The organism is Pseudomonas sp. MWU16-30322 (assembly GCF_020515535.1).
GTDB classification, from domain to species: domain Bacteria; phylum Pseudomonadota; class Gammaproteobacteria; order Pseudomonadales; family Pseudomonadaceae; genus Aquipseudomonas; species Aquipseudomonas fluorescens_H.
This window is the reverse complement of record NZ_JAIWYL010000003.1, coordinates 261588-283331: the sequence shown is the minus strand read 5'-3', so window position 1 is coordinate 283331 and position 21744 is coordinate 261588. Positions and strand designations below refer to the sequence as shown.

The following is a 21744-nucleotide window of genomic DNA, read 5'->3' as shown; positions in this document are numbered from 1 at the left end:
CGACTTCCACTATGAGTGCTCTTTCAAAGGAATGGTGCGCGGACGTTCCAGCCAGGCGCCTTCGCCGTCGGGCACGATTTCGACCACATCGACCTGAGTGGCGCTGATCGCCACGATGCGCCCGTCGTTGCGCCCCAGGTAGTCGCCGACCTTCAGCCGATGCACACCGCCGGCCCCACGCAGCAGGGCAAAGGAGCCGGAGGCATTGGAGATCGTGCCGACCATTTCAAACTGCTCGATGTTGAAACCTTCGAGGTATTGCTTGACCCGGTTGGGGTCGGGTTTGACATTGCGCGAGCCGCGCTGCTGCCCGGCCAGATCGACCCGCACCTGACGCGAGAACGGGCTGCGCAGGTTGGCCGCGCTGTAGGTAAACGTGGGGTACGAATGGAACGTCGGCGTCGGCTCGATCTTGCCCGCCGGGCGCAGACGCACTTCGTTCATGTAAGCGTCGAGGTCGCTGAATTCGTCACTGCTGCCGCAACCACTGAGGCCGAGCACCAGCACTGACAGGGCGAAATAACGGATCGGGGTCATTTGTCCAACCCCTTGTCGTTATAGCGGTAAGTCTTGGCGAGGATGCTCATGCGCAGCTTGGTCCCGCCTTCGGGGTTGGCCGGCGCCAGTTCGAAATCGTGCAACGTGACGATCCGTGGCAACCCGGCGACGCCACTGACGAAAGTGGCGAGGTCGTGGTAAGCCCCGGTGACGGTGATCTGGATCGGCAATTCGATGTAGAACGGCTGGGTCACTTCCGGTAGCAGCTTGATCTCTTCGAATTCGAGGCCACTGCCCAACCCGGTGCGGGTGATGTCTTCCAGCAACCCCGGGACTTCAGTGTCGCTGGGCAACTGCCGCAGGAGCACGCCGAAGGAGTTTTCCATCTCCTTCATCTGCTGGGTGTACAGCTCCAGGTTGGCGGCCATGTGCGCCTTGCTGGCGAACTGCTCCTTCAAGGTGTCTTCTTCCTGATGCTTGGCTTCCAGCTGGTTTTCCATGTCGCTGATGAAAAAGTTATAGCCAAGCGCCAACACCAGCACCGCCAGCAATGCTCCCGCGATGGTTTTCACCGCGGCCGGCCAGGAACCGATGTTGCTGGTATCCAGATCGTTGAAGTCGATATTGCGCAGACTTTGCAGCCATTCGGACGGCTTCATTTGTCGCCCTCCGTCACGGCTGGCTGGGTCTGACGAACGGTCAGCTGAAAGACGTTGGCCTGATCCACCTGACCGGCGGTCGTCGCCTTCACCTCGTTGAGGCTGGGCGCGTCAAACCAGTCGGAGGCATCCAGATTGCGCATCAGCTCCGAAACCCGATTATTGGACTCGGCCGCGCCATTGATGGTCAGCGTCTTGCCCACCAGTTTCACGCTGGTGAAATAGACGCCGTCCGGCAGCGTGCGTGCCAGTTGATCGAAGATCCGTCCACTGATCTGCCGGTTGCCCTGCAAGTCCTGGATGATGCGCATGCGCTCGACCAGTTGCTGGCGCCGGGCCTTGAGTTCGCTGATCTGCTTGATCCGTTCGTCGACCACCGCTATCTGCTTGCCGATGTAGGCATTGCGCGCGGCCTGCCGCTCGATGGCGGCATCGAAGATCTGATCGGCAATGAACACCGCACCCACCGAACCGACCAATACCCCGATCAGGATCAGCAGGAAGCGCTTGCGCCGCTCTTCGCGGCGCTCCTCGCGCCAGGGGAGAAGGTTGATCCGCGCCATCAGTCGAAACTCCTGAGCGCGAGCCCGCAGGCAATCATCAGGGCCGGCGCGTCACTGGCCAGGGCCCCGGCGTTGACCTTGCTGCTCAAGGCCATGTCGGCGAACGGGTTGGCGACCTGGGTCGGGGTGCCCAGGCGCTGCTCGATCAGGCGATCCAGCCCTGGCACCGACGCCGTGCCACCGGCCAGCAGAATGTGATCGACTGCGTTGTACTGCCCGGAGGCAAAGAAAAACTGCAACGAGCGCGACACCTGCTGTACCAGCGCATCCCGGAACGGCTGCAAGACCTCGCTGATATAGTCATCCGGCAGACCGCCCTGCTTTTTCGCCAGCCCGGCCTGCTCGACGGTCAGGCCGTAGCGGCGCTGAATCTCCTCGGTCAGTTGGCGGCCACCGAACAGTTGCTCGCGGGTATAGATGATGCGGCCGTTGTACAGGACGCTGAGAGTGGTCATGGTCGCGCCGATGTCCACCACGGCCACCGTCAGGCGTTCCTGCGAGGCGGCCAGTTGAGTGGCGAGCAGGCCGAACGAGCGCTCCAGCGCATAGGCCTCGACATCGACCACTCGCGCCGTCAGCCCGGCCAGCGCCAGCGCCGCCTCGCGCACTTCGACGTTTTCCTTGCGACAGGCGGCCAGCAGCACGTTGACCCGCTCCGGGTTGCGCGGCGAAACGCCCTGGACTTCGAAGTCGATGGCGACTTCGTCCAGTGGATAGGGAATGTATTGGTCGGCTTCGATCTTGAGCTGGTTTTCCAGCTCGTCATCGGTCAGCCCGGCATCCATCTCGATGATCTTGGTGATCACCGCAGAGCCGGCCACCGCCACCGCCACGCTCTTGAGCCCGGTGCGCGCCTTGACCAGTACCCGAGACAAGGCATTGCCCACGCCTTCGAGCTCGGCGATATTCTTTTCGACCACGGCATTGGGCGGCAGAGGCTCCACCGCGTAGGCCTCGACCCGGTAGCGGTCGCCCTGGAGGCTAAGCTCCAGCAGCTTCACCGAAGTGGAGCTGATGTCGATCCCCAGTAACGTATTGGTCTTTTTATTGAAGAGTCCCAGCACTACCAATTCCCTATGACTTTCCGTGAGTTACGGACTCTGTAATACACATTGCGTTCCTTCACCGCGCCTTGACAGAAGCGCAAATGACGCCCCCAGCAGAAAAGTGCTTATAATGCCCAGCGTTTTTTTCCGCTTTTTACTGCCGGCGCGGGTTGTTCTGTGTGTTCCCGGAACCCTGTCGCCAAATTCATTCTTTGCCCTGGATGTCCAAAAGCCTTGATTCGTCTGCTGAAATTTTTCGGTTGGTCCATCGTCGCCGTTTTCTGCGGACTGCTTTTAGGTCTCAGCGGCGCGTTTCTTTACCTTAGTCCGGGTTTGCCCTCTGTGGAGGCGCTGCGAAGCATTCAGTTGCAGATTCCATTGCGGGTCTACAGCAGCGATAACAAATTGATCGCAGAATTTGGCGAAATGCGCCGGACTCCGATCCGTTTCGCCGACATTCCCCCCAATTTCATTAATGCGTTACTAAGTGCTGAAGACGACAATTTCGCCAACCACTATGGCGTCGATCCAAGCAGCCTGATGCGTGCCGCGACCCAATTGGTCAAAAGCGGACACATTCAGTCCGGCGGCAGCACCATCACCATGCAGGTGGCGAAGAACTTCTTCCTGACCAGCGAGCGCAGCTTCTCGCGCAAAACCACAGAAATTCTTCTGGCCCTGCAGATCGAGCGACAGCTGACCAAGGACGAGATCCTTGAGCTGTACGTGAACAAGATCTACCTGGGTAACCGCGCCTATGGCATCGAGGCGGCGGCGCAGGTGTATTACGGCAAGTCGATCCGCGACGTCAGCCTGGCGCAGATGGCGATGATCGCCGGCCTGCCAAAAGCCCCGTCGCGCTTCAACCCGCTGGCCAACCCGGCGCGCAGCAAGGAACGTCGCGACTGGATCCTCGGCCGCATGTACAAGCTCGGGAAGATTTCCGAGGCTGATTACACCGCCGCGATCAACGAGCCACTGAACGCCAGCTATCACGTGCCGACCCCGGAAGTGAACGCACCGTACATTGCCGAAATGGCCCGTGCCGAAATGGTCGGCCGCTATGGCAGCGACGCCTATACCGAAGGTTTCCGCGTCACCACCACGGTGCCGAGCAACCTGCAGGAAATGGCCAACACCGCGCTGCACGAAGGCTTGATGACTTACGACCAGCGTCACGGCTACCGTGGCCCCGAGTCGCGCCTGCCGGGCAAAACCCACGAAGCCTGGGCCACCGAGCTGACCAAGCAGCGCACCATCAGCAGTCTTGAACCGGCGATCGTCACCCAGGTCGACAAAAACGGCCTGCAAGTGCTGACCCGTAGCGGCGAAGAACACGTTGCCTGGGACACCATGAAATGGGCGCGGCCGTTCCTCAACACCAACAGCATGGGCGCCGCACCGCGTCAGCCGTCGGATGTGGCACAGGTCGGCGATCTGATTCGCGTGCAGCGTCAGCCGAACAATTCGCTGAAATTCAGCCAGATTCCGCAGGCGCAAGGCGCGCTGGTGTCGCTGGATCCGCAGAACGGCGCGATCCGCTCGCTGGTCGGCGGCTTCGCTTTCGAGCAGAGCAACTACAACCGCGCCCTGCAGGCCAAGCGTCAGCCGGGTTCGAGCTTCAAGCCGTTCGTCTACAGCGCTGCGCTGGACAGCGGTTACACCGCCGCGACTCTGGTCAACGACGCGCCGATCGTGTTCGTCGACGAGTACCTGGATAAAGTCTGGCGGCCGAAGAACGACACCAACACCTTCCTCGGCCCGATCCGTCTGCGCGAGGCGCTGTACAAGTCGCGTAACCTGGTGTCGATCCGCCTGTTGCAGGCGATGGGCGTCGGCAAGACCATCGACTACATCACCCGCTTCGGCTTCAACAAGCAGGACCTGCCGCCGAACCTGTCGCTGGCGCTGGGCACCGCGACCCTGACGCCGATGGAGATCGCTACCGGCTGGAGCACCTTCGCCAACGGCGGCTACAAGATCACCCCGTACATCATCGACAAGATCGAAAGCCGCAACGGCGACACGCTGTTCGTCGCCAACCCGCCGACCGTGCCACAGGGTGGCTCGGCGACCGATGGCTTTGCCGCCCCGGCGTCTCAGCCGATCACCGTCAACGCCGCACCGGTTCCGGGTGAAGCCCCGGGCGCCGCAGCAGCGCCACAAGCACCGGCAGTAGCCGAGCGGATCGTCGATGGTCGCACCACGTACATCCTCAACAGCATGCTGCAGGACGTGATCAAGCTCGGCACCGGGCGCCGTGCACTGGCCATGGGCCGCAGCGACATCGCGGGCAAGACCGGTACCACCAACGACTCCAAGGATGCATGGTTCTCCGGCTACAACGGCGATTACGTGACCACCGTATGGACCGGTTTCGACCAGCCGGAAAGCCTCGGTCGCCGTGAGTTCGGCGGCACCGTGGCGCTGCCGATCTGGATGAACTACATGTCGGCTGCGCTGAAGGACAAGCCGCCGCACGTGCAGCCTGAGCCGGAAGGCATCCTCAGCCTGCGGGTAGACCCGGTCAGCGGTCGCGCGGCCACACCGAGCACGCCGGGTGCCTACTTCGAGCTGTTCAAGTCGGAAGACACGCCGCCATCCGTGAATGAGCTGGGCAATGGCGCGGCGCCAGGCAGTCCGCTGCCGGCGGATGAGCAGGCGCCGATCGACCTGTTCTGATCCAGCATCAGCAAAAGCCCCGCCATCGCGAGATGTGCGGGGCTTTTTTATGGCTGTGATTTTATGTTGTCTGGGCCGGCCTCTTCGCGAGCAAGCCCGCTCCCACAGTGCCCGGGTTGTAGTCAGCATTTGCGCACACCACAAAACCTGTGGGAGCGGGCTTGCTCGCGAAGAGGCACTGAATAACACCACAAATCACACAGGCACAAAAAAGCCCCGACTCTCACGAGCCGGGGCTTCTGATTGAAGCGTTACAACGTCTTAGCCGTTGAACACGTCATCCACGCTTTTCAGCGGGTAGTTCTTCGGATACGGCAGGGTGGCCACACCGGTCTCGATCGCGGCTTTGGCCACAGCGTCGGAGATCAGGGTGATCAGGCGCTTGTCCATTGGCTTCGGAATGATGTACTCACGGCCGAATTCCAGCGGCCCACCACCGTAGGCGTCGCACACGTCCTGTGGCACTGGCAGTTTGGCCAGTTCACGCAGGGCGTTGGCCGCTGCCACTTTCATTTCTTCGTTGATGCGCTTGGCGCGAACGTCCAGGGCACCGCGGAAGATGAACGGGAAGCCCAGCACGTTGTTGACCTGGTTCGGGTAGTCGGAACGACCAGTGGCCATGATCACGTCGCTACGGGTGGCGTGTGCCAGTTCCGGGGAGATTTCCGGATCCGGGTTCGAGCAGGCGAAGACGATCGGGTTGGCCGCCATCGACAGCAGACCTTCAGCGCTCAGCAGGTTCGGGCCGGACAGACCGACGAACACGTCAGCGCCTTTCAGAGCGTCAGCCAGGCTGCGCTTGTCGGTGGCGTGAGCGAATACCGCTTTGTACTGGTTCAGGTCGTCACGGCCGGAGTGGATCACGCCGGTACGGTCAACCATGAAGATGTTTTCGATTTTCGCGCCCATGCTCACCAGCAACTTCATGCAGGAGATGGCCGCAGCGCCGGCGCCGAGGCAGACGATCTTGGCTTCCGGCAGGGTTTTGCCGGCGATTTCCAGGGCGTTGATCATGCCCGCAGCGGTCACGATCGCGGTGCCGTGCTGGTCATCGTGGAATACCGGAATGTCGCACTGCTCGATCAAAGCACGTTCGATCTCGAAGCACTCAGGTGCCTTGATGTCTTCCAGGTTGATGCCACCAAAGGTGATGGAAATGCGTTTAACGGTGTCGATGAAGGCTTGCGGGCTTTCGGAGTCGACTTCGATGTCGAACACGTCGATACCGGCGAAGCGCTTGAACAGTACGCCTTTACCTTCCATGACCGGCTTGGAAGCCAGTGGGCCGAGGTTACCCAGACCCAGAATCGCGGTGCCATCGGAAATGACTGCAACCAGGTTGCCCTTGCCGGTGTATTTGTAGGCCAGTTCAGGATCGCGGGCGATCTCACGCACTGGTTCAGCTACGCCGGGGCTGTAGGCCAGCGACAGGTCGCGGGCGGTAGCAGTGGCCTTGGTGAGCTCGACACTCAGCTTCCCTGGACGAGGATTGGCATGATATTCGAGAGCGGCAGTTTTCAGATCAGACATTTTGGCATTCCGCTTTTTACTGTTGGACAGACTGGTCAGCGAGGATACGCGCCTCGCAAAGTCCCCACAAGACTGAGCAGTCACCCCTGTCAAGCGCCCTGTCCTACGACTTTGGGCCAAGAGCCACGGCGCACAAGGGCTTGACTGTTCACAATCGACAGAAAAAATGTCTACAATTTTTCTTCAGCGGGCGCCTTGCAGCATCGATGGATCGGTCAGCGGCAGCAGCCAACGCGGTTGACCCGGTTGCAAGCCGCCACGGCGTGAGCGATCGACGACCCAGCCGCGAGCCTCGACCTGCCTGCCTTTCAGCGCCTGCAATCGGGCACTGTCGAATTGTCCGAGCAGATTGGGCGCAACGCGCAGTACAACCGAGTCCTGCAACTCGATCCAGATTCCGCCGCGATTGCGCTGAGCCTTGCTCACACGCCCACTGACCACGGCGAAACCCGAGTGCTGAATCTGCTCCGCTTTCAGTACAGGCGACTGGCGCCAGACGCCGCGCCCAGCGGTGCGCGCGCTCTGCTCAGCGGCTTGCTGACAGGCAACAAGATCGACGTTCGGTGCAACGGCCACCTGAAAACCCAGGCCGTCGGCGAGCATTTGCGCTTCAAGATTGCTACCGCTGGCACTGTAAACATGCGCGAGGGTACGGCCGTAATGGTCTTTGGCCTGCTTGCCGGTGAGCAGACCGACCCGACCGCCGCTGTCCGCCACCAGGGTTTCGAGGCGTTTACGCGCCGCCACCGCGAATGGCTCGTCGCTGCGACCGTGCCTGCCCAGTTCGGGTGTGTTGAGACCGATCATCCGCACACTGCGCCCGTCGCTCAGGCGCAGGGTATCGCCATCGACCACGCGTTGGACCGCAACGCTGCTCAGCCCCTTCGGAGCGGGACAGAAGGCCTGGGCGCCGGACAGCCAAATCGCGGACACAAAAAAGGCGCCCGCAAGGGACGCCTTTTTCATCAGCCCGGAAAAGCCATTGAGGTTTTCCAGAATGATTGGCCTTAGGCCTTTTTCGCGCCGAAAGCACCGAAACGGTCGGCAAAGCGCTGAACGCGGCCGCCAGTATCCAGAGTCTTCTGCTTACCGGTGTAGAACGGGTGGCATTCGTTGCAAACGTCGATCGGCAGAGCTTTGCCATGAGTCGAACGAGTTACGAATTTGTTACCGCAGCTGCAGGTAACATCGATTTCTACGTAGTTTGGATGAATATCGGCTTTCATGGTGTATTCCTCAGGCTAGCGTGCCGCCACCCAACACTATTGTTGAATACCGCACGTAATTAGGCCGCGGATTCTACCAGACAATGTCAATCGCGCAAGCTGTCCCTCAGACCGACCGTCTGCTAGGCTCCCGGCCTTGAACACATTCTCCTGTGGGAGCGGGCTTGCTCTCGAAGGCGGCGTGTCAGCCAACATCAAGGTGCCTGACACAGCGCATTCGAGAGCAAGCCCGCTCCCACAATTGATCTGCGCTCGCCCTTCTTTCGTGTTGATAGAGACCCCCCGCGTGCCCGACGCCATTCTGCGCCTCGCCCTGCCTTCGCCCCTGCGCCGCCTGTTCGACTATCGGGCACCGGCCGGTGTGCTGCGCGCCCAGTTGCAGCCGGGCATGCGCCTGCGGGTGCCGTTCGGGCGCAGGGAGATGATCGGGATTCTGGTGGAGATCACCGACACCAGCGAAGTGCCGGCAGAAAAGCTCAAACCGGCGCTGGCCCTGCTCGATGCCAGCCCGCCGCTGCCGCCCGCATTGTTCAAGCTGTGCCTGTGGACCTCCCAGTATTACCAGCACAGCCTCGGCGATACCCTGAGCTGGGCGCTGCCGGTCCTGCTGCGTCAGGGCGAACTGGCCGAGGCCCGTCAGGAGCGCTTCTGGTCGGTCGCCCCCGGTGCCAGCCTCGATGATCCACGCATCGCCCGCGCCCCGCGCCAGCGTGAAGCCCTGGCAACACTGGCCCAGCACCCGCACGGCGTCGCCCATCAGTTGTTGAGCAAACTGATGCTGAGCAAGGACAGCCTCGATCTGCTGCTGGCCAAGGGCCTGGTGCAAGTGGAGATCCGCCGCCACGCCCCCGGCGTGCGCCATGAACACTGGCTGGCCCAGCCAGAGTTGCCGCTGAACACCGAACAACGCGCCGCTTACGAAGCGATCCGCGCCGGGTTCGACAGTTATCACGCCTTTCTGCTGGCCGGGGTCACCGGCAGCGGCAAGACCGAAGTCTATTTACAGCTGATCCGCGAAACCCTCGAAGCCGGCAAGCAGGCACTGGTGCTGATTCCCGAGATCAACCTCGGCCCGCAGACTCTGGCGCGTTTCGAGCAGCGCTTCAACGCACGCATCGCCCTGCTGCACTCGGCGGTCAACGACCGTGAGCGCCTCGACGCCTGGCTCGCCGCCCGCGACGGCGAGGCCGACATTATTATCGGCACCCGCTCGGCGCTGTTCACCCCGATGAAAAATCCGGGACTGATCATCATCGACGAAGAGCACGACGGCTCTTATAAACAGCAGGAAGGCTTGCGCTACCACGCCCGGGATCTGGCGCTGGTGCGCGCGCGGCAGGAAAACATCCCGATCGTCCTCGGTTCGGCCACGCCTTCGCTGGAAAGCCTGCACAACGCTTACACCGGTCGTTATGGCCTGCTGCGCCTCAACGAGCGGGCCGGCGGCGCCAAGCAGCCACGCTTCCTGCGGCTGGACGTAAAAAGCCGTCCGCTGGACAGCGGCATTTCCGGGCCGATGCAACAAGCCATCGGCCAGACCCTCGCCGCCGGCCAGCAGGTGCTGGTGTTCCTCAACCGCCGCGGCTTTGCGCCGACCTTGCTGTGCCACGACTGTGGCTGGATGTCCGAGTGTTCGCGCTGCGATGCGCGGATGACCGTGCACCAGCGCTATGGCGAGCTGCGCTGCCACCACTGCGGCTATGTCGAACGCACGCCACGCCAGTGCCCCAAGTGCAACAAGGTCGATCTGCGGCCGGTGGGCGCCGGCACCGAGCGTGCGGAGGAGCGGTTGGCGATTCTGTTCCCGGACTACCCGGTGCTGCGGGTCGACCGCGACAGCACTTCGCGCAAGGACGCGATGAATCAACTGTTCGCGACGATTCAGAAAGGCCAGCCGTGCATTCTGGTCGGCACGCAGATGTTGGCCAAGGGGCACCACTTCCCGCGGGTCACGCTGGTGTCGATTCTGGATGCCGACGGCGGACTGTTCTCCGGCGACTTCCGCGCCAGCGAGCGCATGGCGCAGTTGATCGTGCAGGTCGCCGGGCGCGCCGGGCGGGCGGAAGAGCCGGGCAAGGTGATCATCCAGACGCACCTGGCCGACCATCCTTTATTGGTGCAACTGACCGAGCAGGGTTACTTCGCCTTTGCCGAGCAAGCCTTGAGCGAGCGCCGCGCCGCCGGACTGCCGCCGTTTGCGCATCTGGCGCTGTTGCGCGCCGAAGCGCACAAGCCGGGGCAGGCCGAGGGTTTTCTCGACGAGGCGTGCAGCGCGGCCGAGCGCTTGCTGGTCGAGCAGAATCTGACCGGCATCGAACTGCTCGGGCCGGTACCGGCACCGATGGAGCGGCGGGCCGGTCGTTATCGGGCGCAGCTATTGTTGCAGGCTACAGCGCGGGCGCCGCTGCATCGGTTACTCAGCAGTTGGTTGCTGGAATTAGAGCAGATGCCGAGCGGGCGGGCGGTGCGCTGGTCGCTGGATGTCGATCCTGTAGATCTGTATTGATCTGAAAATCGCCTTCGCGAGCAAGCCCGCTCCCACATTGGATCTGCGGCGTTCTCAGATTATGTGTCTGATACCGATCCCCGTGGGAGCGGGCTTGCTCGCGAATAGGCCCGAATTGTCACCACATATCCATAAGCTGCCTGCTAAGGTTGGCAAGCCCGTCTTCGCAACGGATAATGCCCAGTTTTTCCACCCGCGCATCGATGCGCCGCCGCGCTTGCGGTCGAAAGAGAAGACCATGAAAGACACCATTCGCCAGCTGATCCAACAAGCCCTCACCCAACTCGTCAACGAAGGTGTGTTGCCTGAAGGCCTGTCGCCGGCGATTCAGGTGGAGAACGCCCGTGACAAGACCCACGGCGACTTCGCCAGCAACATCGCCATGATGCTGGCCAAACCTGCGGGCATGAAGCCGCGCGATCTGGCGGAGAAAATCATCGCCGCGCTGCCGGCCGACGAGAACGTCACCAAGGCCGAAATCGCCGGCCCGGGCTTCATCAATTTCTTCCAGAACACCCAGGCCCTCGCTTCGCGCCTCGACGCCGCCCTGGCTGACGCTCACGTTGGCGTGCGCAAGGCCGGTGCGGCACAGCGCACCGTGGTCGACCTGTCGGCACCGAACCTGGCCAAAGAGATGCACGTCGGCCACTTGCGCTCGACCATCATCGGCGACGGCGTGGCCCGTGTTCTCGAGTTCCTTGGCGACGAAGTGATCCGCCAGAACCACGTTGGCGACTGGGGCACCCAGTTCGGCATGCTGATGGCTTACCTGCAGGAAAACCCGATCACCAGCGATGAGCTGTCCGACCTGGAAAACTTCTACCGCGCCGCCAAGCAGCGTTTCGACGAGTCCGAAGAATTCGCCGACCGCGCCCGTGGTCTGGTGGTCAAGCTGCAGGCTGGCGATGCCGAATGCCTGGCGCTGTGGACCCGGTTCAAGGACATCTCGCTGTCGCACTGCCAGAAGATCTACGAACTGCTCAACGTCAAACTGACCATGGCCGACGTGATGGGCGAAAGCGCCTACAACGACGACCTGATCAACGTGGTCAACGACCTGAAAGCTGCCGGCATGCTGGTCGAGAGCAACGGCGCCCAGTGCGTGTTCCTCGACGAGTTCAAGAACGCCGACGGCGACCCGCTGCCGGTGATCATCGTCAAGGCTGACGGCGGTTACCTGTACGCCACCACTGACCTGGCAGCCGTGCGCTACCGCAGTGGCAAGCTCAAGGCTGATCGCGCGCTGTACTTCGTCGACCAGCGTCAGGCCCTGCACTTCCAGCAAGTGTTTGCCGTGGCGCGCAAGGCCGGTTTCGTGACCCATCCGATGGAAATGGAACACATGGGCTTCGGCACCATGAACGGCGCCGACGGCCGTCCGTTCAAGACCCGTGATGGCGGCACCGTGAAGCTGATCGACCTGCTGACCGAAGCCCAGGAACGCGCCTACAACCTGGTCAAAGAGAAGAACCCGACACTGGCCGAAGACGAACTGCGCAACATTGCCAAGGTTGTCGGCATCGGTGCGGTGAAATACGCCGACCTGTCCAAGCACCGCACCAGCGACTACAGCTTCAACTTCGACCTGATGCTCAACTTCGAAGGCAACACCGCGCCGTACCTGCTGTACGCCTACACCCGTGTGGCCGGTGTGTTCCGCAAACTGGGCAAGGACTTCAGCGAAGTCGATGGCCAGATCGTCCTCGAAGCGGCACACGAACAAGAGCTGGCGGCGAAACTGGCGCAGTTCGGCGAAGTGCTGAACAACGTCGCGGAAAAAGGCACCCCGCACATCCTCTGCACCTACCTGTATGACGTCGCCGGTCTGTTCTCCAGCTTCTACGAGAACTGCCCGATCCTCGCCGCCGAAACGCCGGCCCGGATGCAGAGTCGTCTGCGTCTGGCCGCGCTGACCGGTCGTACTCTCAAGCAAGGCCTGGAACTGTTGGGCCTGGAAACTCTGGAGCGCATGTAAGTTGGCTGCCAAGAAAAAACCTGCACCCAAGCGTGGCGCCAGCCGTTACCAAGCTCCTGCAAAGCAACCGATCCCGGGCTGGCTGTGGATGGCCATCGGCCTGACGGTCGGTGCGTTCATCGTGTTCCTGATGAAACTGGAGCCGGGCAAGGGCAGCGACACGGTCAAGCGCGAGAAGATCGAGCAAGCGCAACAGCAGAAAGCCACGAAAATCGCCGAGGCCAACAAGACCCCGCCGAGCCCGACACAACCGGTGAAGCCGAAGTACGACTTCTACACCCTGCTGCCGGAATCGGAAGTGATCGTGCCGCCGGATGCCGTGCCGGAGAAAACCCTGCCGACGCCACAAGTGCCGACCACGCCGGTCACCCCGGCGGAAGCGGCGAAGATCGATACCGCGCGGGCGCAGGCAGCGCTGTCGGGCATTACCCCGCCGCCAGCGCCACCGGTGGCGAAAGCGGCGCCGGTGACCAAGTTCTTCCTCCAGGCCGGTTCGTTCCGCAAAGAGGCGGACGCGGACAAGGTGCGGGCGCAGATCATTCTGCTCGGCCAGGCCGTTTCGGTTGAGTCGGGCACGGTAAAGGATGAGACCTGGTACCGCGTATTGGTCGGCCCGTTCAGCAACCGCGAACAGCTGACGACTGCGCAGAAACAACTGGCGGGCAGCGGCTTCAGCAACCTGTTGTTACAACAACGCCAGAGCCGCTGACCTCGCGCCGAACGTAAATCGTTCGGCGGACTTTGTGGCGAGGGAGCTTGCTCCCGCTGGGGTGCGAAGCGCCCTCAAAGCCTGTAAATCCGGTGCATCAGACAGACCGGGATTGCAGATTTTGCGACTGCTGCGCAGCCGAGCGGGACGGTGCGACGATTCGACAAGCTCCCTCGCCACAGAGATTTGCCCCCCCCCTTCATCACCGCTCGTCTCCTCTCTCCGCCCCCGGTTGAAATCCTCTCCAGCACCCCCATATGAATGGGCATAAGGCATTTTCGCCCCGCTGCGTGGAGACTCTTCCCTTGACCACCATCGTTTCAGTCCGCCGCCACGGCAAAGTCGTCATGGGCGGCGACGGCCAGGTTTCTCTCGGCAACACCGTGATGAAAGGCAACGCGAAAAAAGTTCGCCGCCTGTACCACGGCCAGGTCATCGCCGGTTTCGCCGGTGCCACCGCCGACGCCTTCACCCTGTTCGAACGTTTCGAAGGCCAGCTCGAGAAACATCAGGGCCACCTGATCCGCGCCGCTGTCGAACTCGCCAAAGAATGGCGCACCGACCGCTCCCTGAGCCGCCTCGAAGCCATGCTCGCGGTCGCCAACAAGGACGCGTCCCTGATCATCACCGGCAACGGTGACGTGGTCGAACCCGAGAATGGCCTGATCGCCATGGGTTCCGGCGGTGGCTATGCACAGGCTGCAGCCAGCGCACTGTTGAAAAAGACCGACCTGTCGGCCCGTGAAATCGTCGAAACCGCACTGGGCATCGCTGCCGACATCTGCGTATTCACCAACCACACTCAGACCATTGAGGAGCAGGATCTCGCTGAAGAAGCCTGATACGGCCCCTGTGCCACGGCTTTTTTCTGCTTGAGGACCGCCAATTACTATGTCCATGACTCCCCGCGAAATCGTCCACGAACTCAACCGCCATATCATCGGCCAGGACGATGCCAAGCGCGCCGTCGCGATTGCCCTGCGCAACCGCTGGCGCCGCATGCAGCTGCCTGAAGAGCTGCGCGTTGAAGTGACCCCGAAGAACATTCTGATGATCGGCCCGACCGGTGTCGGTAAAACCGAGATCGCCCGTCGCCTGGCGAAACTGGCCAACGCGCCGTTCATCAAGGTCGAAGCGACCAAATTCACCGAGGTCGGCTACGTCGGCCGTGACGTTGAATCGATCATCCGTGATCTGGCCGACGCCGCGATCAAGATGCTCCGCGAGCAGGAAATGACCCGCGTACGCCACCGCGCCGAAGACGCTGCCGAGGACCGCATCCTCGACGCGCTGCTGCCACCGGCACGCATGGGCTTCAGCAACGAGGAGCCGGCTCAGGATTCCAACACGCGCCAACTGTTCCGCAAGCGCCTGCGCGAAGGTCAACTGGACGACAAGGAAATCGAAATCGAAGTCGCCGAAATGGCCGGCATCGAGATCGCCACGCCGCCTGGCATGGAAGAAATGACCAACCAGTTGCAGTCCCTGTTCGCCAACATGGGCAAGGGCAAGAAGAAAGCTCGCAAGCTCAAGGTCAAGGAAGCGCTGAAACTGGTGCGCGACGAAGAAGCCGGGCGTCTGGTCAACGAAGAAGAGTTGAAGGCCAAGGCGCTGGAAGCGGTCGAGCAGCACGGTATCGTGTTCATCGACGAAATCGACAAGGTCGCCAAGCGCGGCAATGTCGGCGGCGCCGATGTGTCCCGTGAAGGCGTACAGCGCGACCTGCTGCCGCTGATCGAGGGCTGCACCGTCAACACCAAGCTGGGCATGGTCAAGACCGACCACATCCTGTTCATCGCTTCCGGTGCGTTCCACCTGAGCAAGCCGAGCGACCTGGTGCCCGAGCTGCAAGGCCGTCTGCCGATCCGCGTCGAACTCAAGGCCCTGAGCCCGGAAGACTTCGAACGCATCCTCAGCGAGCCGCACGCTTCGCTCACCGAGCAATACTGCGCACTGCTGAAAACCGAAGGCCTGAACATCCAGTTCCAGCCGGAAGGCATCAAGCGTCTGGCGGAGATCGCCTGGCAGGTCAACGAGAAGACCGAGAACATCGGTGCCCGTCGCCTGCACACGCTGCTCGAGCGTTTGCTGGAGGAGGTGTCGTTCAGCGCCGGCGATCTGGCCAGCGCGCATGACGACAAGCCGATCCTGATCGACGCTGCGTACGTCAACAGCCATCTGGGCGAATTGGCGCAGAACGAAGACCTGTCCCGTTATATCCTGTAAGCCATACTTACAGCGGTAGCGGACCCTGTGGGAGCGGGCTTGCTCGCGAAGAGGCCGTGCCAGTCGACAGCAATGTCGGCTGACACACCGCATTAGCGAGCAAGCCCGCTCCCACATTTGAATCAGGGTCGCCCACACAACGGACGCCAGACCATGACCTCAATCCCCACCGACATCAAACTGCACAAAGCCTCGAAAACCCTGACGCTCAAATACGCGTCCGGCGAGGAGTACACCCTGCCCGCCGAATTCCTGCGCGTGCATTCCCCTTCCGCCGAGGTCCAGGGCCACGGCAAACCGATCCTGCAATTCGGCAAGCTCAATGTCGGCCTCAGCGGCCTGGAACCGGCCGGTCAGTACGCACTGAAACTGACCTTCGACGACGGTCACGACAGCGGCTTGTTCACCTGGGAATACCTCTACGAGCTGGGGCGACGTCATGACGCACTCTGGGCCGATTATCTGGCCGAGCTCAAAGCCGCCGGGAAAACCCGCGATCCGGATCAGTCGATCGTCAAGCTGATGCTCTAGTCCGAGGCTCTTGCTGTTTAGAGGGCATTTTCTAAATTCATCTGTTTGAATGCGCTGCTGTGTGGCCGAGGATCGGCCTGCTTGCGAAAAAAATTAAACTCGGGTAACCAATGGAGCTGGCAAGTTCCCTGCAGTGCTCTACGACTGTAAAGCAGCTATGCAGAATTAACGGTCACCCGAGCAGTAGTACCTGGCATTGGCTGTGGAACTGCACAGCAGAAACCGGGTACTCGTCTCAGGACAATGGAGCGTCGTAGATGAGTAACAAGAATAACGATGACCTGAAGTACCAAGCCTCGGAAAACACCCTGGGGCTTAATCCCGTCGTTGGGCTGCGCGGAAAGGATCTGCTGGCCTCTGCTCGAATGGTGCTGACCCAGGCCATCAAACAACCGATCCATAGCGTCAAGCACGTGACCCATTTCGGTCTTGAACTGAAGAACGTGCTGTTCGGCAAATCCGAACTGCAACCGGCCAGCGATGACCGTCGCTTCGCTGATCCGGCGTGGAGTCAGAACCCGCTCTACAAACGTTATCTGCAAACCTACCTGGCGTGGCGCAAGGAGCTCCATTCCTGGATCGACGACAGCAGCCTGTCACCCAAAGACATCGCGCGCGGCCACTTCGTGATCAACCTGATGACCGAAGCCATGGCCCCGACCAACACCGCAGCCAACCCGGCGGCAGTCAAACGCTTCTTCGAGACCGGCGGCAAAAGCCTGCTCGACGGCCTCTCGCATCTGGCCAAGGATCTGGTACACAACGGCGGCATGCCGAGCCAGGTCAACATGGGCGCGTTCGAGGTCGGCAAGAGCCTCGGCGTGACCGAAGGCGCGGTGGTGTTTCGCAACGACGTGCTGGAGCTGATCCAGTACAAGCCGATCACCGAGCAGGTCCACGAGCGGCCGTTGCTCGTCGTGCCGCCACAGATCAACAAGTTCTACGTTTTCGATTTGAGCCCGGACAAGAGTCTGGCGCGCTTCTGCCTGCGCAATAACGTGCAGACCTTCATCGTCAGCTGGCGCAACCCGACCAAGGCTCAGCGCGAATGGGGCCTGTCGACCTACATCGATGCGCTGAAGGAAGCGGTCGACGTAGTTACGGCGATCACCGGCAGCAAAGACATCAACATGCTCGGCGCCTGCTCCGGCGGCATCACCTGCACTGCCCTGCTCGGCCACTATGCCGCGCTCGGCGAGAAGAAGGTCAACGCCCTGACCCTGCTGGTCAGCGTGCTCGATACCACGCTGGACAGCGACGTCGCCCTGTTCGTCGACGAGCAGACCCTCGAGACCGCCAAGCGTCACTCGTATCAGGCCGGCGTGCTTGAAGGCAAGGACATGGCCAAGGTCTTCGCGTGGATGCGCCCGAACGATCTGATCTGGAACTACTGGGTCAACAATTACCTGCTCGGCAACGAGCCGCCGGTGTTCGACATCCTGTTCTGGAACAACGACACCACCCGGTTGCCGGCGGCGTTCCACGGCGACCTGATCGAGATGTTCAAAAACAACCCGCTGATTCGCCCCAATGCACTGGAAGTGTGCGGCACGCCGATCGACCTCAAGCAGGTCACCGCCGACATCTTCTCGCTAGCCGGCACCAACGACCACATCACCCCGTGGAAGTCCTGCTACAAGTCGGCGCAACTGTTTGGCGGCAAGGTCGAGTTCGTGCTGTCGAGCAGCGGGCACATCCAGAGCATCCTGAACCCGCCGGGCAACCCGAAATCGCGCTACATGACCAGCGAAGGCATGGCCGCCAATGCCGATGACTGGCAAGAGAACTCGACCAAGCACACCGATTCCTGGTGGCTGTACTGGCAGGCGTGGCAGGCCGAGCGCTCGGGCAATCTGAAAAAGGCTCCACTGAAACTGGGCAACAAGGCGTATCCGGCAGGCGAGGCTTCGCCGGGCACTTATGTTCATGAGCGGTAACTGACGCACCTCATCCCCCTGTGGGAGCGGGCTTGCTCGCGAAAGCGGTTGATCACCCAACCACATTGGCGACTGACACGACGCCTTCGCGAGCAAGCCCGCTCCCACAAGGGATTGGAGGTGATATTGAGATTGACCCACAGGGCCTGAAGCATGCCGCAACCGTTCATTTTCCGTACCGTCGATCTGGATGGGCAGACCCTCCGCACCGCGGTACGCCCCGGCAAGCCTCATTTGACGCCCTTGCTGATTTTCAACGGCATCGGCGCCAACCTGGAGTTGGTGTTTCCGTTTGTCGCGGCGCTGGACCCGGATCTGGAAGTGATCGCCTTCGACGTGCCCGGTGTCGGCGGCTCGTCGACGCCGAACCGGCCGTATCGCTTTCCCGGGTTGGCGAAGCTGACTTCGCGGATGCTCGACTACCTCGACTACGGCCAGGTCAATGTGATCGGCGTGTCCTGGGGTGGTGCACTGGCGCAGCAATTCGCCCACGACTACCCGGAACGCTGCAAGAAACTGGTGCTGGCGGCGACCGCGGCCGGTGCCTTCATGGTGCCGGGCAAACCGAAAGTGCTGTGGATGATGGCCAGCCCGCGACGCTACATCCAGCCGTCCCACGTGATCCGCATTGCGCCGTTGATCTACGGCGGCTCATTCCGCCGCGACCCGACGCTGGCTGCCAGCCATGCGGCGAAAGTACGTTCGGCGGGCAAGCTCGGTTACTACTGGCAACTGTTCGCCGGCCTGGGCTGGACCAGCATTCATTGGCTGCACAAGATCCATCAGCCGACCCTGGTGCTGGCCGGTGACGACGATCCGCTGATCCCGTTGATCAATATGCGCATGCTCGCCTGGCGGATTCCCAACGCCCAGTTGCACATCATCGACGACGGTCATCTGTTTCTGATCACCCGCGCCGAAGCGGTGGCGCCGATCATCATGAAGTTCCTCCAGGAGGAGCGTCAGCGAGCGGTCATGCATCCGCAACCCTCGCCGCTGGGCGGATAAATCACGGCGGCAGGCTTTATGCAGGGTTTTGAACAACGTGCGCGGCAGGACGCCGCGCAGGCAGCAACCCGTAACAGCGACTATGGTGTTCTGGTTCGGTGAGTTTGTTTTTGACCTGAAGACGAAGGAGTGTTGAGTCATGCGCGACAAACCTGCGACGGGCGTAGTGCCCAGTCCCGCCGTGTTCATCAATGCACAGAGTGCAATGACCGGGCTGCGTGGCCGGGACCTGCTCTCGACGCTGCGCAGCGTCGCAGCCCACGGTCTGCGCAACCCGATCCACAGTGCCAGACACGCGCTGAAACTCGGCGGCCAGCTCGGTCGCGTGCTGCTCGGTGAAACCCTGCATCCGACCAACCCGCAGGACGCGCGGTTCGCCGACCCGGCGTGGAGCCTCAATCCGTTCTACCGGCGCAGCCTGCAGGCGTATCTGGCCTGGCAGAAACAGGTCAAGAGCTGGATCGATGAAAGCAGCATGAGCGAGGACGACCGCGCCCGCGCGCACTTCGCGTTCACCCTGCTCAACGATGCCGTAGCGCCCTCCAATACCTTGCTCAACCCGCTGGCGGTCAAGGAGCTGTTCAATTCCGGCGGCCAGAGTCTGGTGCGCGGTCTGAGTCATCTGTTCGATGATCTGCTGCACAACGATGGCCTGCCGCGCCAGGTCACCAAACAGGCTTTCGAAGTTGGCAAGACCGTAGCGACCACCCCCGGTGCCGTGGTGTTTCGCAACGAACTGCTGGAGCTGATCCAGTACAAGCCAATGAGCGAAAAACAGTACGCCAAGCCGTTGCTGGTGGTGCCGCCGCAAATCAACAAGTACTACATTTTCGACCTCAGCCCGCAGAACAGCTTTGTCCAGTACGCGCTGAAAAACGGCCTGCAGACCTTCATGATCAGTTGGCGCAACCCGGACGTACGCCACCGGGAATGGGGCCTCTCGACCTACGTCGAAGCGGTGGAAGAAGCGATGAACATCTGCCGGGCGATCACCGGCGCGCGCGAGGTCAACCTGATGGGCGCCTGCGCCGGTGGCCTGACCATTGCCGCGCTGCAGGGGCATCTGCAGGCCAAACGGCAGCTGCGGCGAATCTCCAGTGCAACCTATCTGGTCAGCCTGCTCGACAGCGAGATCGAAACCCCGACCACCCTGTTCGCCGACGAACAGACCATCGAAGCTGCCAAGCGCCGTTCCTATCAGAGAGGCGTGCTCGACGGTCGCGACATGGCCAAGGTGTTCGCTTGGATGCGGCCCAACGATTTGATCTGGAGCTACTTCGTCAACAACTACCTGCTCGGCAAGGAGCCGCCAGCCTTCGACATTCTGTACTGGAACAACGACAACACGCGCCTGCCCGCCGCGTTCCACGGCGACCTGCTGGACTTCTTCAAGCACAACCCGCTGACCCACCCGGGCGGCCTGGAAGTCTGCGGCACGCCGATCGACCTGCAGAAAGTCACCGTCGACAGCTTCAGCGTGGCCGGCATGAACGACCACATCACGCCATGGGACGCGGTATACCGCTCGACCCTGCTGCTCGGTGGCGAGCGGCGCTTCGTGCTGTCCAACAGCGGCCACGTGCAAAGCATCCTCAACCCGCCCAGCAACCCGAAAGCCAATTACGTCGAGAACGGCAAGCTCAGCAGCGATCCGCGCGCCTGGTATTACGACGCCAAACGCGTTGACGGCAGTTGGTGGCCGCAGTGGCTGGAATGGATTCAGCAGCGCTCCGGCACGCAACACGAAACCACGTTTACCCTCGGCAACCCGAACTATCCACCGATGGAGGCAGCACCCGGCACCTACGTGCATGTGCGCTGACGCTTAACCGAACTTTTCTAAGAAGACTGGATGAAAACCCGCGACCGGATTCTCGAATGTGCTCTGCAGTTGTTCAATGAGAAAGGCGAACCGAACGTCTCCACCATGGAAGTTGCCAATGAAATGGGGATCAGCCCCGGCAACCTCTACTACCACTTCCACGGCAAGGAGCCACTGATTCTCGGCCTGTTCGAACGCTTCCAGAATGAACTGGCGCCGCTGCTCGATCCTCCATCGGATGCCGAGTTGGCGCCGGAGGATTACTGGCTGTTCCTGCACTTGATCGTCGAGCGCCTGGCGCAATACCGGTTTCTGTTCCAGGACCTGTCGAACCTCGCCGGGCGCCTGCCAAAACTGGCCAAGGGCATTCGCAATCTGCTCAACGCCCTCAAGCGCACGCTGGCGTCATTGCTGGCGCGCCTGAAGGCGTCGGGGCAATTGGTCAGTGATACCCAGGCGTTGGGGCAACTGGTGGAGCAGATCACCATGACCCTGCTGTTCTCGCTGGACTATCAGCGGATTCTCGATCGCGAGGGTGAGGTCAAATTGGTGGTGTACCAGATCATGATGCTGGTGGCACCGCATCTGCTGCCGCCGGTGAAAGTGGCTACTGAACGGATGGCCCTTCAATACCTCGAAGATCACGACTGAATGGGCTACACATTGTCCCCCCCCTGTGGGAGCGGGCTTGCTCGCGAAAGCGGTGGTTCAGCCAACATCAATGCTGAATGACACACCGCCTTCGCGAGCAAGCCCGCTCCCACAGGGGAATGACGTTGTTCCAGCGATTTTCTGCACAAACAAAAACGCCCGACCTTCACAGGCC

General features: G+C 61.6%; 18 protein-coding genes. 11 read left to right on the top strand and 7 right to left on the bottom strand.

Annotated features, from left to right (window positions below; all coding sequences use genetic code 11):
• Positions 1 to 9: 9 nt before the first annotated feature.
• The 4 genes from LCH64_RS07165 to LCH64_RS07150 are packed head-to-tail and all read right to left on the bottom strand — an operon-like array spanning position 10 to position 2784.
• Positions 10 to 537: a pilus assembly protein PilP gene (locus LCH64_RS07165; RefSeq protein WP_103485590.1), complete on the bottom strand. Its 528-nt coding sequence runs from the start codon at positions 535 to 537 to the stop codon at positions 10 to 12.
• A complete protein-coding gene (pilO, locus tag LCH64_RS07160) occupies positions 534 to 1157 on the bottom strand; it encodes a type 4a pilus biogenesis protein PilO (RefSeq protein WP_226499849.1) in 624 nt (207 codons plus the stop codon). The genes LCH64_RS07165 and pilO overlap by 4 nt, the downstream gene beginning before the upstream one ends.
• A complete protein-coding gene (locus LCH64_RS07155) occupies positions 1154 to 1720 on the bottom strand; it encodes a PilN domain-containing protein (RefSeq protein ID WP_226499848.1) in 567 nt (188 codons plus the stop codon). Before LCH64_RS07155 ends, pilO begins: the two co-directional genes overlap by 4 nt.
• Positions 1720 to 2784 (bottom strand): pilus assembly protein PilM, encoded by a 1065-nt coding sequence (locus tag LCH64_RS07150; RefSeq protein ID WP_226499847.1) that lies wholly within the window; start codon positions 2782 to 2784, stop codon positions 1720 to 1722. Before LCH64_RS07150 ends, LCH64_RS07155 begins: the two co-directional genes overlap by 1 nt.
• Before the next feature lie 216 nt (positions 2785 to 3000).
• On the opposite strand from LCH64_RS07150, the gene LCH64_RS07145 reads away from it, so the two are divergent.
• Positions 3001 to 5448, top strand: a complete 2448-nt coding sequence (locus tag LCH64_RS07145) for a penicillin-binding protein 1A (RefSeq protein WP_103485591.1) — start codon at positions 3001 to 3003, stop codon at positions 5446 to 5448.
• Positions 5449 to 5709: 261 nt separating this feature from the next.
• Here LCH64_RS07145 and LCH64_RS07140 read toward each other — a convergent pair whose 3' ends face one another.
• From LCH64_RS07140 to rpmE, 3 genes are all read right to left on the bottom strand, one after another.
• Positions 5710 to 6978: a malic enzyme-like NAD(P)-binding protein gene (locus LCH64_RS07140; protein ID WP_226499846.1), complete on the bottom strand. Its 1269-nt coding sequence runs from the start codon at positions 6976 to 6978 to the stop codon at positions 5710 to 5712.
• A gap of 183 nt (positions 6979 to 7161) precedes the next feature.
• On the bottom strand, positions 7162 to 7944 hold the full coding sequence (locus tag LCH64_RS07135) for a thermonuclease family protein (protein WP_226499845.1): 783 nt from the start codon (positions 7942 to 7944) through the stop codon (positions 7162 to 7164).
• 41 nt (positions 7945 to 7985) lie between these two features.
• Positions 7986 to 8204, bottom strand: a complete 219-nt coding sequence (gene rpmE / locus LCH64_RS07130; RefSeq protein WP_003220885.1) for a 50S ribosomal protein L31 — start codon at positions 8202 to 8204, stop codon at positions 7986 to 7988.
• A 286-nt stretch (positions 8205 to 8490) separates the two neighbouring features.
• Here rpmE and LCH64_RS07125 point away from each other — a divergent pair, with 286 nt between their 5' ends.
• From LCH64_RS07125 to LCH64_RS07080, 10 genes are all read left to right on the top strand, one after another.
• Entirely contained in the window at positions 8491 to 10710 is a 2220-nt protein-coding gene (locus LCH64_RS07125) for a primosomal protein N' (protein WP_226499844.1), read from the top strand.
• Positions 10711 to 10948: 238 nt separating this feature from the next.
• Entirely contained in the window at positions 10949 to 12685 is a 1737-nt protein-coding gene (gene argS / locus LCH64_RS07120; RefSeq protein ID WP_103520652.1) for an arginine--tRNA ligase, read from the top strand.
• A gap of 1 nt (position 12686) precedes the next feature.
• The gene (locus LCH64_RS07115) at positions 12687 to 13394 is read left to right on the top strand and encodes an SPOR domain-containing protein (protein ID WP_003220877.1); all 708 of its coding nucleotides are present in this window, start codon (positions 12687 to 12689) and stop codon (positions 13392 to 13394) included.
• 305 nt (positions 13395 to 13699) lie between these two features.
• A complete protein-coding gene (hslV, locus tag LCH64_RS07110; protein WP_003220875.1) occupies positions 13700 to 14236 on the top strand; it encodes an ATP-dependent protease subunit HslV in 537 nt (178 codons plus the stop codon).
• A gap of 49 nt (positions 14237 to 14285) precedes the next feature.
• A complete protein-coding gene (gene hslU, locus LCH64_RS07105; protein ID WP_003220872.1) occupies positions 14286 to 15620 on the top strand; it encodes an ATP-dependent protease ATPase subunit HslU in 1335 nt (444 codons plus the stop codon).
• A gap of 153 nt (positions 15621 to 15773) precedes the next feature.
• The gene (locus tag LCH64_RS07100) at positions 15774 to 16151 is read left to right on the top strand and encodes a DUF971 domain-containing protein (RefSeq protein WP_003220870.1); all 378 of its coding nucleotides are present in this window, start codon (positions 15774 to 15776) and stop codon (positions 16149 to 16151) included.
• Positions 16152 to 16408: 257 nt separating this feature from the next.
• Positions 16409 to 18088: a class II poly(R)-hydroxyalkanoic acid synthase gene (phaC, locus tag LCH64_RS07095; RefSeq protein ID WP_201136004.1), complete on the top strand. Its 1680-nt coding sequence runs from the start codon at positions 16409 to 16411 to the stop codon at positions 18086 to 18088.
• A 153-nt stretch (positions 18089 to 18241) separates the two neighbouring features.
• Positions 18242 to 19096 (top strand): poly(3-hydroxyalkanoate) depolymerase, encoded by an 855-nt coding sequence (gene phaZ / locus LCH64_RS07090; RefSeq protein WP_003220867.1) that lies wholly within the window; start codon positions 18242 to 18244, stop codon positions 19094 to 19096.
• Between the two features lie 139 nt (positions 19097 to 19235).
• Positions 19236 to 20918 carry a class II poly(R)-hydroxyalkanoic acid synthase gene (gene phaC / locus LCH64_RS07085; RefSeq protein WP_103520651.1) on the top strand — a complete coding sequence of 561 codons (1683 nt, stop codon included), beginning with the start codon at positions 19236 to 19238 and terminating at the stop codon, positions 20916 to 20918.
• 30 nt (positions 20919 to 20948) lie between these two features.
• Positions 20949 to 21569, top strand: coding sequence for a TetR/AcrR family transcriptional regulator (locus tag LCH64_RS07080; protein WP_045122259.1), 621 nt, complete (start codon positions 20949 to 20951; stop codon positions 21567 to 21569).
• Positions 21570 to 21744 lie beyond the last annotated feature (175 nt).

Coding starts and splice junctions, on each gene's coding strand:
- LCH64_RS07165 (WP_103485590.1), bottom strand. CDS start 537: ATGACCCCGATCCGTTATTTCGCCCTGTCAGTGCTGGTGCTCGGCCTC.
- pilO (WP_226499849.1), bottom strand. CDS start 1,157: ATGAAGCCGTCCGAATGGCTGCAAAGTCTGCGCAATATCGACTTCAAC.
- LCH64_RS07155 (WP_226499848.1), bottom strand. CDS start 1,720: ATGGCGCGGATCAACCTTCTCCCCTGGCGCGAGGAGCGCCGCGAAGAG.
- LCH64_RS07140 (WP_226499846.1), bottom strand. CDS start 6,978: ATGTCTGATCTGAAAACTGCCGCTCTCGAATATCATGCCAATCCTCGT.
- LCH64_RS07135 (WP_226499845.1), bottom strand. CDS start 7,944: ATGAAAAAGGCGTCCCTTGCGGGCGCCTTTTTTGTGTCCGCGATTTGG.
- rpmE (WP_003220885.1), bottom strand. CDS start 8,204: ATGAAAGCCGATATTCATCCAAACTACGTAGAAATCGATGTTACCTGC.
- argS (WP_103520652.1), top strand. CDS start 10,949: ATGAAAGACACCATTCGCCAGCTGATCCAACAAGCCCTCACCCAACTC.
- hslU (WP_003220872.1), top strand. CDS start 14,286: ATGTCCATGACTCCCCGCGAAATCGTCCACGAACTCAACCGCCATATC.
- LCH64_RS07100 (WP_003220870.1), top strand. CDS start 15,774: ATGACCTCAATCCCCACCGACATCAAACTGCACAAAGCCTCGAAAACC.
- phaC (WP_201136004.1), top strand. CDS start 16,409: ATGAGTAACAAGAATAACGATGACCTGAAGTACCAAGCCTCGGAAAAC.
- phaZ (WP_003220867.1), top strand. CDS start 18,242: ATGCCGCAACCGTTCATTTTCCGTACCGTCGATCTGGATGGGCAGACC.
- phaC (WP_103520651.1), top strand. CDS start 19,236: ATGCGCGACAAACCTGCGACGGGCGTAGTGCCCAGTCCCGCCGTGTTC.
- LCH64_RS07080 (WP_045122259.1), top strand. CDS start 20,949: ATGAAAACCCGCGACCGGATTCTCGAATGTGCTCTGCAGTTGTTCAAT.